Here is a 12,373-nt window from a genome sequence, read left to right as displayed (position 1 = left end):
CGGCAGAACGGGAGTGGGTCGATGAGCACCGCGTTCGCACGTCCCGAGACGGCCTGGAACCGAGCGCTGGACATCTGGCGCGAACTGCACGTGCCGGAGGGCTGGCGGCCGGAGCTCACCGCCGAGGGGATCTGCATGACCCCGCCACCCACCGGACAGCACAACCTGACCGCGAGCTCGGTGCACGACGCGCTCGCGTCGGCCGAGCTGGATGGTTGCGGCATTCTCCAGACGCTGGGTGTCGGTATCCGGGCGACCGGGAGCATCTACGTGCCGGATCTCTGCGTGGTGCCTCGCGACGCCGTTCCGGACAGCCGCACGGTGCGGGTCCCCTTCGGGCAGTCGGTCGAGGTCGGCGATCCGTTCGGGATCCGGCTGGAGACCACCGAGTTCTGAGCGATGGCCGCCGCCGAGTGGGCTGTTCGCGCGCCGCACCCGCAGTTGCGGCCCGCGATCACGCGCTACATCGGCTACACGCAGCACGGCGTGACCCTCGGCACCCACCGCGGGCTGCCCTCCCGGCACGTCACCCTCGTCATCAGCCTCGCCGAGCCGATCCGCTTCACCGGCATGCCCCGCCCGGACCAGTCGCCCGGCCGCTTCACCGCCGCGGTCGGCGGCATGCACACCGCGCCCGCCCTCATCGCCCAGGACGCCTTCCAGTCGGGCATCCACGTCGAGATCGACCCGCTCGCCGTGCCCGCCCTGTTCCACGTCTCCGCGGCCGACCTGTCCGGCTGCGTCGTCGACCTCGGCGAGCTGGGCCCGAAGCACCTCGCCGAGCAACTCGCGGAGGCGCCCACCTGGGCGGACCGCTTCGGCATCCTCGACGACGCCTTCCGCGGCGCCCTCGCCGACCGCCGGCCCGCCCGGGAGGTCGGCTGGGCGTGGCGCCGCCTCACCGCGGCGGGCGGTCTGATCCGCGTGGAGGACCTCGCCGCCGAGGTCGGCTGGAGCCGCCGCCACTTCGCCGAACGCTTCCGCCGCGAGCTGGGCCTGCCGCCCAAGCAGGCCGCCCGCGTGCTGCGCTTCGAACGCGCCATCAGCAGGCTCCGCGAGGCGCCCACGGACCTCGCCACCCTCGCCGTCGACTGCGGCTTCTACGACCAGGCCCACCTGTCCAACGAGTGGCGCGCACTGGCCGGGTGCACGCCTCGCACCTGGATCACCGAGGAGCTCCCGTTCCTCCAAGACCGCCACGCCGCCGCGGACGCAGACTCGCAGGCATGAGCGAAAACCCACCCACCGTCTGGCCCGCCTTCCGCTACGACGACGCGCACGCCGCGCTGACGTTCCTCACCGAGGTGTTCGGCTTCCGCGAGGCGCTCGTCGTGCCGGGGGAGGACGGGCAGATCACCCACGTCGAGCTGCGCTGGCCCGAGGGCGGCGGCGTCATGTTCGGCAGCACCAGCCACACCGAGGGCGTCCACGGCGACACGAAGCACGCCGGCTCCGCGTACGTGGTCACCGACCAGGTCGACGAGATCCACGACCGCGTGCGCCAGGCCGGCGCGGAGATCGTCGCGCCGCTCCACGACACCGATTACGGCTCGCACACGTTCACCGCCCGCGATCCGGAGGGCAACCTGTGGACCTTCGGGACCTACCGCGGGGCCCCTTGATCCCCCACGATTTCCCGATCCACCACTCCATCTGGCAATCTGGTGGATGTGTTGCGGCTTGCCGGTGCACGGCTGCTCAGTGATCGGGATCATCCCGTGGTCCGCGCCGTGCTCGCGGCGGACCCGGTGGCCAGTTGCATGGTCAGCGCGCGCGTCGAGGTGGCCGGTCTGGACCCCTGGCGCCTCGGCGGCGAGCTGTGGGCCGCCGACTACCGCGGCGCCCGCGGTGGCCGGCTGCCCGGACTGTGCTTTTCCGGCCCGAACCTGATCCCGTTGCGCGGCAACGCCGCGGCCCTGCGGTCCTTCGCCGACCGGGCCCTGCGCAAGCAGCGCGTGTGCTCCTCGCTGGTCGGCCCGGCCGAGCAGGTCCTCGGCCTGTGGGACGAGCTGGCGGGGGAGTGGGGCCCGGCTCGCGAGGTCCGCGAGGACCAGCCGCTGATGGCGATGGACGCCCAGCCCGCGGTGGAGCCGGACCCGCTGGTGCGCCCGGTGCGCCCGGACGAGCTGGAGCGGTACCTGCCTGCCGCGATCGCGATGTTCATCGAGGAGGTCGGCGTCGACCCGCGCGCCGGCGACGGTGGCGTGAGCTACCGCGCCCGCGTCGCGGAACTGATCTCCAGCGGCCGCGCCTTCGCCCGGTTCGAGAACGGCGAGGTCGTGTTCAAGGCCGAGATCGGCGCGATGTCCCGCAGCGTCGGCCAGATCCAGGGGGTCTGGGTGCGGCCGGACCGGCGCGGGCACGGCCTCGGCACGTCCGGCACGGCGGCCGTGGTGAGCCGGCTCGTCAACGGGCTCGGCCGCACCGCCAGCCTGTACGTGAACAGCTTCAACAGCCCCGCGCTCGCCGCGTACCGGCGCATCGGGTTCAGGCAGGTCGGCCGGTACGCGACCGTGCTGTTCTGACCGGGCTCACGGCCGCGCCGCCCGCGGGGGTCGTAGGGTGGAGTCATGTCCCAGCGTGCTCCGTTGACCCCTGGCGTCCAGACGCCGCGCCGCCCCGTGCCAGCCAGCATTCCGCGCCCCGAATACGTGGACAAGCCGGCGCCGAAGCGGGACACCGGCAACGGGGTGCGCACGCCCGAGGTCATCGAGGCCATGCGGGTGGCCGGCAAGATCGCGGCGCAGGCTCTGGAGGAGGGCGGCAAGGCCGTCAAGCCGGGCAACACCACCGACGACGTCGACAAGGTGGTGCACGAGTTCCTGCTCGACCACCACGCCTACCCGTCGACCCTGGGCTACCGCGGCTTCCCGAAGTCCTGCTGCACCTCGCTCAACGAGGTCATCTGCCACGGCATCCCGGACTCGACGGTGATCCAGGACGGCGACATCTGCAACATCGACGTCACCGCCTACATCGGCGGCGTGCACGGCGACACGAACGCCACGTTCTGCGCCGGTGACGTCTCGGAGGAGGTGCGGCTGCTGGTCGAGCGCACCCACGAGGCGACGATGCGCGCGATCAAGGCCGTGCGGCCGGGACGCCAGCTGAACGTGATCGGCCGCGTCATCGAGTCCTACGCCAAGCGCTTCGGCTACGGCGTGGTGCGGGACTTCACCGGCCACGGCGTCGGCCCGTCCTTCCACACCGCGCCGACCGTGCTGCACTACGAGGACCCGTCGGTGACCACGGTGATCGAGGAGGGCATGACCTTCACGATCGAGCCGATGATCACCCTGGGCTCCATCGACTACGACATCTGGGACGACGACTGGACGGTCACCACCAAGGACAAGAGCTGGACGGCCCAGTTCGAGCACACCCTGGTGGTGACCGCGACCGGCGCGGAGATCCTCACGCTTCCCTGATCAGGGAGTCCAGGAAACCCGCGGCCTCGGCCATCGCGCGCTCGGCGTCACGCGCCGCGATGGCCTCCAGCAGGCCGCGGTGGCCGATCGCCTCCGACTCCGGCAGGCGGGTGTCCGTCGTGGCCGCGACACTCGCGGTCACGGCCTCCAGGATGCCGCGGTAGAGCTCGGTGAGCAGCTCGTTGTGGGCGGCGCGCACGACAGCGAGGTGGAACTCGGTGTCGGCGCGCACGTACGTCTCGATCTCCTCGACGCGGTAGGCCGCGTCGCGCCGGTCCAGCAGTTCCGTGATGGCCGCCAGCTCCTCTTCGGTGCGGACGGTCGCCGCCAGCCGCGCTGCCTCGACTTCCAGCGCCCGCCGCACGCCGAGCACCTCGCGCAGCTCCGAGCCGCAGAGCCGGCGGATCGCGCCGGACACCTCACTGGTCGCGCGCACGTAGGTGCCGTCGCCCTGGCGCACCTCCAGCAGGCCGCTGTGCGCGAGCGCGCGCACGGCTTCGCGGACCGTGTTGCGTCCCACACCGAGGCTCTCGGCGAGCGCCGCCTCAGTGGGTATCCGTTGCCCGATCGGCCATTCGCCCTGCGCGATGGCGTCCCTGAGCTGCCCGATCACCTGGTCGACGAGACCGGTCCGGCGGGTCGTGGCGAGTGGCACGGGGATATCCCTTCACCCGATCATCCTACGTTTGTCATACTAGCCTCTGTGACGGTCAATGATGAGGCATCGGTGCAGGAGAAGACGCGCGTCCCCGCGTCCCGCGTGCTCATCGGCACCGGGTTGCTCGGCGTGGCGGTTCTGCTCGCCGCGCTGAACCTGCGGCCGGCGGTGACCAGCGTCGGCGCGGTGCTCGACGAGATGCGCGACACGCTGGGGGCGTCCGCGACGTGGGCCGGTGCGCTGACGACCGCGCCCGGCCTGTGCTTCGCGCTCGCCGGCCTGACCGCGCCGGTGGTCGCCCGCCGACTGGGCATCGCGGTGGCCGTGGCGCTCGCGCTCGCGTTGCTGGCCGGCGGCCTGGTGCTGCGGGTGCTCGACGGGCCGCTGGTGGTGCTGGGCGGGACGCTGATCGGCACCGCGGGAATCGCGCTGGCGAACGTGCTGATCCCGGTCGTGGTCAAGGAGTCCTTCGCGACGCGGATCGGCCTGATGACCGGCCTCTACACCGGCGCGCTGCAGGCCGGCGGCGCGCTCGGCTCCGCGCTGACGCCGCCGCTGGACAGCGCGTTCGGCGGGTGGCGCCCCGGGCTCGGCAGCTGGGCGGCGCTGGCCGTGGCGGCGCTCGTGCTGTGGCTGGCCGCCGCGCGCACCCGGCCCGGCGGCCCGACGTCCGGTGAGAACGCGACTGCCGCGCGCTCGCTGTTCCGCAGCCCGCTGGCGTGGGTCGTGACGATCTTCTTCGGCCTGCAGGCCTGCCTGGCCTACATCGTGATGGGCTGGCTGCCGCAGGTGCTGATGGACGCGGGCGTCAGCCGCGCCGACGCGGGCCTGCTGATGGGCCTGGTGTCGCTGCTCGGCCTGCCGGTGAGCCTGATCGTGCCGCCGCTGGCCGCGAAGCGGGGCAGCCAGAGCGGGTGGATCCTGCTGCTCGGCGTGTTCGGGATCGCGGGCGTGACCGGCCTGATGGTCGCGCCGGAGGCCGCGCCGCTGCTGTGGTCGATCTTCCTGGGCATCGGGATGGCCGTGTTCTCGCTCGCGCTGACCACGATCGCGCTGCGCGCCCGCACGGGTGCGGAGACGGCGAAGCTGTCCGCGATGGCGCAGGGGATCGGCTACCTGCTGGCCGCGGTGGGCCCGTTCCTGTTCGGCCTGCTGCACGACGTGACGCACGGGTGGAGCGTGCCGTTCGCGATGCTGCTGGCCGTGGTCGTGGGGCAGATGGTGTTCGGCTTCTTCGCGGGGCGGCCGCGCTACGTCTGATTCCCGCCAGCGCCCGGCCGAGCACGGGCGGATCGCCGAGGTGCATCCGTTCTACCGGGACACCTCGGTGATAGCCGATGCCTGCACGTCTCGCTGACCGGCCGCGCTACGTCTGACCGCGCCGGCGCACTTCCGTCGGGGAAGTGCGCCGGACGCCTGCTCAGAGCGGCAGGTTGAGCAGCGCGTTCTCGATCAGCTCGGGCATCGCCGGGTGGATCCAGTACTGGCCGCGCGCCATGGACTTCGCGTCGAGGCCGAAGCTCATCGCCTGGATCAGCGGCTGGATCACCGTCGGCGCCTGCGGGCCGATGATGTGTGCACCGATCAGCTGCCCGGTCGACGGATCGGCCAGCAGCTTCGCGAAACCGCTGGTGTCCTCCATCGCCCAGCCGTACGCGATGCCCGCATAATCCTGTTTGGACGTCACGTACGGCACGCCCCGCGCCTGCGCCTCCTGCTCGGTCAGGCCCACCGAGGCGATCTGCGGCGAAGTGAACACCGCGTGCGGCACGAACCGGTGGTCGGCCGTCATCGGCGACTCCGGGTTCAGCAGGTTGTGCTGCACGACCCGCGCCTCGTGGTTCGCGACGTGCTTCAGCTCGTACGGCGACGAGATGTCGCCCAGCGCGTAGATGCCCTCGACCGCGGTCTGCTGGTGGTCGTCGACCACGACGTGCCCCGCCTCGGTCGTCGTCACGCCCGTCGCGGCCACGTCCAGCAGGTCGGTGTTCGGCCGGCGCCCGACGGCGATCAGCAGCTCGTCCGCCTCGACGGTCTCGGCGCCCGACGGCCCCTCCAGCTCCACCGCGACACCCGTGCCCGACGACCGCACCCGCACGGCCTTCCGGTTGAGCCGCACGTCGAACCGCTGCGCCGCCAGCTCGGTGAACCGCTCACTGATGTCGAAGTCCTCGCCGCGCAGCAACGCGCCGGACCGGGCCACCAGCGTGACCTCGACCCCGAACGAGCGGAACACGTGCGCGAACTCCGCGGCGATGAACCCGCTGCCGATGAGCACCATCCGCGCGGGCAGCGCGTCGAGCCGCATCACCGTGTCCGACGTGTGGTAGCGGACGTCCTCGAGGCCGGGCAGGTCCGGCACCACCGGCCGGCCGCCCGCGGCGAGCACGAACTTGTCCGCGGTGACGACCTCGTCCGGCCGCCCGTCCGCGAACGACACCGTCAGCTCCTTGTGCCCGGTGAACCGCCCCTGGCCCTCGTAGACGGTGACGCCGGCGTTGTCCTCGTGGCTCTTCCGGTACTCGCGCCCGCCCTCGGCGATCGGGTCGATGCGGCCGAAGATCCGGTCGCGCACGTCGGTCCAGCGCACCTTGTCCAGCGTCTCGTCGACGCCGAACCGGCCGGCCACCGACGGCGTCGCGGCGACGTCCGCTGCGTGCACGAACATCTTCGTCGGGATGCACCCGACGTTCAGGCACGTGCCGCCGAACACGCCCTTCTCCACGATCGCCGTCTTCCAGCCCGCGAAACGGGGATCGAGGATCGAGTTCCCCGAGCCGGTTCCGACGATCACCAGGTCGTAGTGGGGCACGTGATTACCTCCCAAGCAGTCCGCACCCGTACAACCGGGCCGGACCCGAAATCTGTTCCCGTTCCTACCCGCCGGTCGCCGTGAAATGCATCCTGTCCACCGGCTCCCGCCAAGCCCCGCCCCAGTCCCAGCCGACCGCGGCGAACGCCCGCACGGTCGCGTCGCCCGCCTCCACCATGCCCGGCCGCACCCACGAGCGGTCCAGGTACGCCGAGGCGAGTTCCGGCAGCACCACGTCGCCCTTGGTGTAGGGGTTGCAGAACGGGTTCAGGTCGATCGCCAGACCGTACGCGTGCGCCGACCAGTTCGTCTGACCGCGCACCGGGCGGCACACGAAGGCGCTGGTGTTGTTGCCGTCCCCGGTCGGCGGGGCGTCGAGTTCGGCAGGCGAGGTGACCCGCATCTCCTCGATCGGGAATCGCGCCGCGAACAGCTGCCCGAACACCCGGGTCACGTCCTCGGCGACGGAGGCGCCGACGAGCATCTCGCCGGTGTGCGGCTTCCCGTCGAAGCCCCAGAACGACATCGTCAGGTACCGCAGCGCGGACACCGCCACCGGGCACGCGGGCTGCCAGGTGCTGCGGGCCAGCACGTCGGCCGGGACCGCGCTGACTGTCGACGCGTAGCGGCCGTCCGCGGGCGGCGGCAGGAAGTCCCGCGTCGGCAGGCGGCGGTCGCGCAGCACCGCCGGGGTCGGCCGGATCTCGCCGAAACCGTCCGGGCGACGGGGCAGCGTCGTGGCGCCGACGGTCCACGGCGGAGCGGCGGAGGTGGTGGTGGTCGGCGGCGCCGTGGTCGTGGTGGTGGCCGCCGGGGCCGTCGGCGAGGGCACAGGCGGGGGCGGCGGCTCGGGTGGGGCGCCGCACGCCACGAGCCCGAGCGCCAGCAGGAGCGCCACGATTCCTCGCACGTCTCCAGCTTCGCAGAGCCGGAGTCCACCCGATCCAGTGACACCGGTTCCGGGCCCTTGTCGATTACTGTATGTGCGGCAATCTCACGCCCCGAATTCGTTTCCGGCGATCGGGTGCGTCACCGGGGGACATCGAGCTTTTCCGAAGGGAGCGCGCGCATGGCGAAGCACCGCCGACGCGACCGCAAGTTCCGCCTGGCGCTGACGGCGGTCATCACCGCCGCCGCGTTCGTGCCGGTGGTGGCAGCGGCCATGCCGAGCACCGGCGCCCGCCCGAACATCGTCGGCGGCACCGAGGCGTCCACCAGCAGCTACCCGTTCGCGGTGTACCTGACCGACAAGAGCGGCAACCAGTTCTGCGGCGGCGTCATCGTCAGCTCGACCGCGGTGGCCACCGCGGCGCACTGCGCCAACGCCGTGAAACGGGCGGACCTGCGGGTCGTCGCGGGCCGGACGGACAAGCGCACGAACGACGGCAAGACCGTGTCGGTGCGCGAGGTGTGGACGCCCGACTCGTTCTCCGACCCCGGCAAGGGCGACGACGTCGCGGTCCTCAAGCTCGCGCAGAGCCTGCCGTACCAGCCGGTGGAGCTGCCCAGCGACGACTCGCTGTACGCCGAGGGCACCCGGGCGACGGTGCTGGGCTGGGGCCGCACCTCCGACGGCGGCCCCCGCTCGGACGTGCTGCGCAAGGCCGAGGTGCCGCTGCTCAGCGACTCCGGCTGCCGCGCCAGCTACTCGAACTACGACTCCCGGTCGATGGTGTGCGCGGGTTACCCGGACGGCAAGATCGACGCCTGCCAGGGCGACTCGGGCGGTCCGCTGGTCGTCGGCGGCACCCTCATCGGGCTCGTCTCGTGGGGCGACGGGTGCGCGCAAGCGGGCAAACCGGGCGTGTACACCCGCGTGCTCACCTACGTGAACGAGATTCGCAGCGAAGCCGAGTCGTCGCGGCTCGTGTTCTGGTAGTCAGGAGTCCGTGAACCCCGACAGAGGCGTCCGCGGACCGGACCTGACCACGCAGCAGCTGTACGACATCCTCCGGCTCCGGGTGGAGGTGTTCGTCGTGGAGCAGACCTGCCCGTACCCCGAGCTGGACGGGCGTGACCTGCTCCCGACGACCCGCCACTTCTGGATCGACGGGCCCGACGGCATCGAGTCCTACCTGCGGGTGCTCGACGACGGGGACGGCGTCCAGCGCATCGGCCGGGTCGTCACCGCGAAGCACGCCAGGGGCCGGGGCCTCGCCGCCCGCCTGATGACCGCCGCGCTGATCTCGGTCGGCGACGCGGACAGCGTGCTCGACGCGCAGACCTACGCCCGCGGTTTCTACGAGAAGTTCGGGTACGTCGCGGAGGGCGACGAGTTCGACGAGGACGGCATCCCGCACATCACGATGCGGCGCCGGCTGGCGCCGATTCGCTGATCACCTTCACCGCGGTGTCCACATCGGACTCCGTCAGGTCGGCCCGGGCGGTCAGGCGCAGCCGCGAAATCCCGTCCGGGACCGACGGCGGGCGGAAGCAGCCGACCCGCACGCCCTGCTCGGCGCAGCGGTCCGCCCACTCGACGGCCGATTCGGCGGAGGGCGCCTGAACCGAGATCACCGCCGCCTCCGGGTTGCTCACCCGGAACCCGGCCGCGCGCAGCTGGGCGGACAGCGTGATCGCGTTGGTCAGGACCTTCTCCGGCAGGTCGGGCTCGGACTTGAGCACCCCGAGCGCGGCCAGCGCCGCGGCCGCGCTGGCCGGCGCGAGCCCGGTGTCGAAGATGAAGCTGCGGGCCGTGTCGACGAGGTGCCGGATCACCCGGCGCGGCCCGAGGACGGCGCCGCCCTGCGCGCCGAGCGCCTTGGACAGCGAGATGGTCGTGACGACGTCCGGCTCACCGGCCAGCCCGGCGGCGTGCACCGCGCCCCGGCCGCCGTCGCCGAGCACGCCGAACCCGTGCGCGTCGTCGACCAGCAGGGCCGCGCCGTGCTCGCGGCACACCTGGGACAGCTCCGGCAGCGGCGCGAGGTCGCCGTCGACGGAGAACACCGAGTCGGTGACCACCAGCGCCCGCGGCTTGCGGCGGGTCGCCAGCGCGTGCTTGATCGCCGCCGGATCGCAGTGGCTGATGGCCGCGACGTCGGTGCGGGACAGGCGGCAGCCCTCGATCAGCGACGTGTGGATGTGCTTGTCGCTGACGATCGCCGACTCCGCCCCGGACAGCGCCGTGACGGCGCCCAGATTGGCCGTGAAGCCCGAGGAGAACACCAGCGCGGCCTGTGCGCCGCAGAAGCGCGCGAGCTCGTACTCCAGCTCGGTGTGCACCTCGGTGGAGCCGGTGTCCAGGCGTGAGCCGGTGGCGCCGGCGCCCCAGCGGAGCGCGGCGGCCGCGGCGGCACCGGCGACGCGCTTGTCGCGGGCCAGGCCGAGGTAGTCGTTGCCGGCGAGGTCCAGCTCCGTCGAGGAGGCTCCCCGCGGCCGCAGCCGGCGGGTCAGCCCGGCCGCCGCGCGCTTCTCGGCGGCGGCGTCGAGCCAGTCGAAAACCTGCTCTGGGGAGGAGGAAGCCGGTAGGTTCACGTCACGCAGTGTCGCACCGAGCCACGGCTGGGCAGTGGAGGGGCCATGACCGACACGGGACCGGCGATGATGCCGGAGGACTGGGACCGGGCGCTGGCTGTGGTCGCGCACCCGGACGACCTGGAGTACGGCGCGGCCGGGGCGATCGCCCGGTGGACCGGGCAGGGGAAGTCGGTGGTCTACGTGCTCGCCTCACGCGGCGAGGCCGGGATCGACACCATGCCGCCCGAGGAGGCCGGGCCGCTGCGGACGCAGGAACAGCTCGCCGCGGCCAGGGTCGTCGGGGTCGAGGAGGTCGAGTTCCTGGACCACCCGGACGGCCTGATCGAGAACGGGATCGCGTTGCGGCGGGACATCGCGGCGGCGGTCCGGCGGCACCGCCCGGAGCTGGTGGTGACGCTCAACCACCGCGAGTCCTTCCCCGGCGGCGGGTACAACATGGCCGACCACCGCAACGTCGGCGTGGCGACCCTGGACGCGGTCCGGGACGCGGCGAACCGCTGGCTGTTCCGCGACCTCGGTCTGGAACCGTGGAGCGGCGTGCGGTGGGTCGCCGTGTGCGGCTCGCCGGTGCAGACCCACGCCGTGGACATCACCGACACCTTCGACGCGGCGGTCGCCTCGCTGCGGGAGCACAAGGCGTACCTGGCGGCGCTGGGCGGCGAAATGGCCGAGCCGGAGCCGTTCCTGCGCCAGTTCGCCGCCATGGCCGGTGAGTCGTTCGGCGTGCCGCTGGCCTGCACGTTCGAGCTGTTCCCGATCTAGCGCCGGACCCGGTAGGTCACGTGCGTGGCCAGTGAGGTGGTGCGCGACGAGACGGGCTCGAGGTCCAGGCTGGTCACGCCGGCGAAGAGCCGGGCGCCGTCGCCGAGCACCGTCGGCGCGATGGACAGCCGCAGCTCGTCGATCAGCCCGGCCTGCAGGTACTGGTCGATCGTCGACGCGCCGCCCATGACCGCCACGGACCGCTCGCCCGCGGCGGCGCGCGCCTGGTCGAGCGCCGACTCGATCCCGTCGGTGACGAAGTGGAAGGTCGTGCCGCCCGTCATCTCGATCGGCTCGTGGGGGTAGTGGGTCAGCACGAAGACCGGCGCGTGGTACGGCGGCTCCTCGCCCCACCAGCCGCGCCAGCCGGGGTCGTCCCACTCGCCGCGGATCGGGCCGAACATGTTGCGCCCCATGATGTACGCGCCGTGGCCGAGGATCGCTTCACGCTCGGCCTTGTTCTCCTCCGCGGCTTCGAACATCCACCGGTGCAGCTCCTCGCCGCCTTCGCCGAGCCCGTGCTCGCGGCTCTGGCGGGGACCGGCCATGAAGCCGTCGATCGAGATGGTCGGGCTGCTGAACACCTTGCTCATCGGAGTTCTCCTGACTGGTTGTGGTTTGCAATCGGTTTCGAGGAACTGTACTGCTTCCGGAACCGGTTGTAAACTGCAATCGGAAGGAGAGTGGGATGACGGACGAACGCCGGTCGGGATGCCCGATCAACCTGTCGGTCGAGGTGCTCGGCGACAAGTGGTCGCTGGTCGTGATCCGGGACATGATGTTCGGCAACCTGCGGCACTTCCGGGAGCTGCTGCAGAACTCGCAGGAGGGGATCGCGTCGAACATCCTCGCGTCCCGGTTGCAGCGGCTGACCGAGCTGGGGCTGGTGTCCCGCGCCCCGGACCCGACGCACAAGCAGAAGGTGATCTACAGCCTGACGGAGCCGGCGATCCAGCTCGTGCCGGTGATGGCGCACCTGGGCGCGTGGGGGCGCAGGCACCTGCCGGTGACCCGCGAACTGGCCGTGCGGGCGGAGCTCCTGGAGCGCGGTGGGCCCCAGCTGTGGGACGAGTTCATGGACGAGCTGCGCGAACAGCACCTTGGCATCCCGCGCCCGCCAGGGCGGGAGTCGGTGTTCGTGAAGCTGCGCACCGCCTACGAAGCGGCGCTCGCCGAGCAGAGCGCGTGAACCACGGCGCCGCGCCTGCACGCCGCGCGACTCACCGGGCAAGG

15 protein-coding genes are annotated in these 12,373 nt (G+C 72.1%); 10 read left to right on the top strand and 5 right to left on the bottom strand.

The genetic code is table 11. The features are described from left to right. The first annotated feature begins 21 nt into the window (after positions 1 to 21). The 5 genes from L2C96_RS12945 to map are packed head-to-tail and all read left to right on the top strand — an operon-like array spanning position 22 to position 3,428. A complete protein-coding gene (locus L2C96_RS12945; RefSeq protein ID WP_237336308.1) occupies positions 22 to 396 on the top strand; it encodes a PDDEXK family nuclease in 375 nt (124 codons plus the stop codon). Positions 397 to 399: 3 nt separating this feature from the next. Next, on the top strand, positions 400 to 1,230 hold the full coding sequence (locus L2C96_RS12940; RefSeq protein ID WP_237336307.1) for a helix-turn-helix domain-containing protein: 831 nt from the start codon (positions 400 to 402) through the stop codon (positions 1,228 to 1,230). Next, entirely contained in the window at positions 1,227 to 1,622 is a 396-nt protein-coding gene (locus L2C96_RS12935; protein WP_237336306.1) for a VOC family protein, read from the top strand. The genes L2C96_RS12940 and L2C96_RS12935 overlap by 4 nt, the downstream gene beginning before the upstream one ends. A gap of 48 nt (positions 1,623 to 1,670) precedes the next feature. Then, entirely contained in the window at positions 1,671 to 2,525 is an 855-nt protein-coding gene (locus L2C96_RS12930; RefSeq protein WP_027935890.1) for a GNAT family N-acetyltransferase, read from the top strand. Between the two features lie 45 nt (positions 2,526 to 2,570). Beyond that, positions 2,571 to 3,428 (top strand): type I methionyl aminopeptidase, encoded by an 858-nt coding sequence (gene map / locus L2C96_RS12925; protein ID WP_237336305.1) that lies wholly within the window; start codon positions 2,571 to 2,573, stop codon positions 3,426 to 3,428. Here map and L2C96_RS12920 read toward each other — a convergent pair. Further along, the gene (locus L2C96_RS12920; RefSeq protein ID WP_020418183.1) at positions 3,415 to 4,083 is read right to left on the bottom strand and encodes a FadR/GntR family transcriptional regulator; all 669 of its coding nucleotides are present in this window, start codon (positions 4,081 to 4,083) and stop codon (positions 3,415 to 3,417) included. The two genes, map and L2C96_RS12920, sit on opposite strands and share 14 nt — an antisense overlap. A gap of 48 nt (positions 4,084 to 4,131) precedes the next feature. Between L2C96_RS12920 and L2C96_RS12915 the strand changes: the two genes are divergently transcribed. Beyond that, the gene (locus tag L2C96_RS12915; RefSeq protein ID WP_372491207.1) at positions 4,132 to 5,346 is read left to right on the top strand and encodes a CynX/NimT family MFS transporter; all 1,215 of its coding nucleotides are present in this window, start codon (positions 4,132 to 4,134) and stop codon (positions 5,344 to 5,346) included. Positions 5,347 to 5,506: 160 nt separating this feature from the next. Here the strand turns inward: L2C96_RS12915 and L2C96_RS12910 are convergent, their stop codons facing one another. Next, positions 5,507 to 6,898: a mycothione reductase gene (locus tag L2C96_RS12910; RefSeq protein WP_237336304.1), complete on the bottom strand. Its 1,392-nt coding sequence runs from the start codon at positions 6,896 to 6,898 to the stop codon at positions 5,507 to 5,509. A gap of 64 nt (positions 6,899 to 6,962) precedes the next feature. Next, positions 6,963 to 7,796 (bottom strand): M15 family metallopeptidase, encoded by an 834-nt coding sequence (locus tag L2C96_RS12905; protein WP_020418186.1) that lies wholly within the window; start codon positions 7,794 to 7,796, stop codon positions 6,963 to 6,965. A gap of 171 nt (positions 7,797 to 7,967) precedes the next feature. On the opposite strand from L2C96_RS12905, the gene L2C96_RS12900 reads away from it, so the two are divergent. Together L2C96_RS12900 and L2C96_RS12895 are read left to right on the top strand one after the other, a co-directional pair. Then, positions 7,968 to 8,777: a S1 family peptidase gene (locus L2C96_RS12900; protein WP_020418187.1), complete on the top strand. Its 810-nt coding sequence runs from the start codon at positions 7,968 to 7,970 to the stop codon at positions 8,775 to 8,777. A 10-nt stretch (positions 8,778 to 8,787) separates the two neighbouring features. Then, a complete protein-coding gene (locus L2C96_RS12895) occupies positions 8,788 to 9,234 on the top strand; it encodes a GNAT family N-acetyltransferase (protein WP_020418188.1) in 447 nt (148 codons plus the stop codon). On the opposite strand, the gene L2C96_RS12890 is transcribed toward L2C96_RS12895, so the two are convergent. Continuing rightward, complete coding sequence (locus L2C96_RS12890) at positions 9,200 to 10,375, bottom strand: 8-amino-7-oxononanoate synthase (RefSeq protein ID WP_237336303.1); 1,176 nt, start codon at positions 10,373 to 10,375, stop codon at positions 9,200 to 9,202. The genes L2C96_RS12895 and L2C96_RS12890 overlap by 35 nt on opposite strands. 45 nt (positions 10,376 to 10,420) lie before the next feature. On the opposite strand from L2C96_RS12890, the gene L2C96_RS12885 reads away from it, so the two are divergent. Continuing rightward, positions 10,421 to 11,140 (top strand): PIG-L deacetylase family protein, encoded by a 720-nt coding sequence (locus L2C96_RS12885; RefSeq protein ID WP_237336302.1) that lies wholly within the window; start codon positions 10,421 to 10,423, stop codon positions 11,138 to 11,140. Here the strand turns inward: L2C96_RS12885 and L2C96_RS12880 are convergent. Beyond that, a complete protein-coding gene (locus L2C96_RS12880) occupies positions 11,137 to 11,733 on the bottom strand; it encodes a dihydrofolate reductase family protein (RefSeq protein ID WP_237336301.1) in 597 nt (198 codons plus the stop codon). The genes L2C96_RS12885 and L2C96_RS12880 overlap by 4 nt on opposite strands. A gap of 95 nt (positions 11,734 to 11,828) precedes the next feature. Between L2C96_RS12880 and L2C96_RS12875 the strand changes: the two genes are divergently transcribed. After that, positions 11,829 to 12,329 (top strand): winged helix-turn-helix transcriptional regulator, encoded by a 501-nt coding sequence (locus L2C96_RS12875; RefSeq protein WP_237336300.1) that lies wholly within the window; start codon positions 11,829 to 11,831, stop codon positions 12,327 to 12,329. Positions 12,330 to 12,373: the final 44 nt, after the last annotated feature.

The organism is Amycolatopsis tucumanensis (assembly GCF_021654135.1).
Classification (GTDB): Bacteria; Actinomycetota; Actinomycetes; order Mycobacteriales; family Pseudonocardiaceae; genus Amycolatopsis_E; species Amycolatopsis_E tucumanensis.
This window is presented reverse-complemented; position numbering and strand designations above follow the sequence as displayed.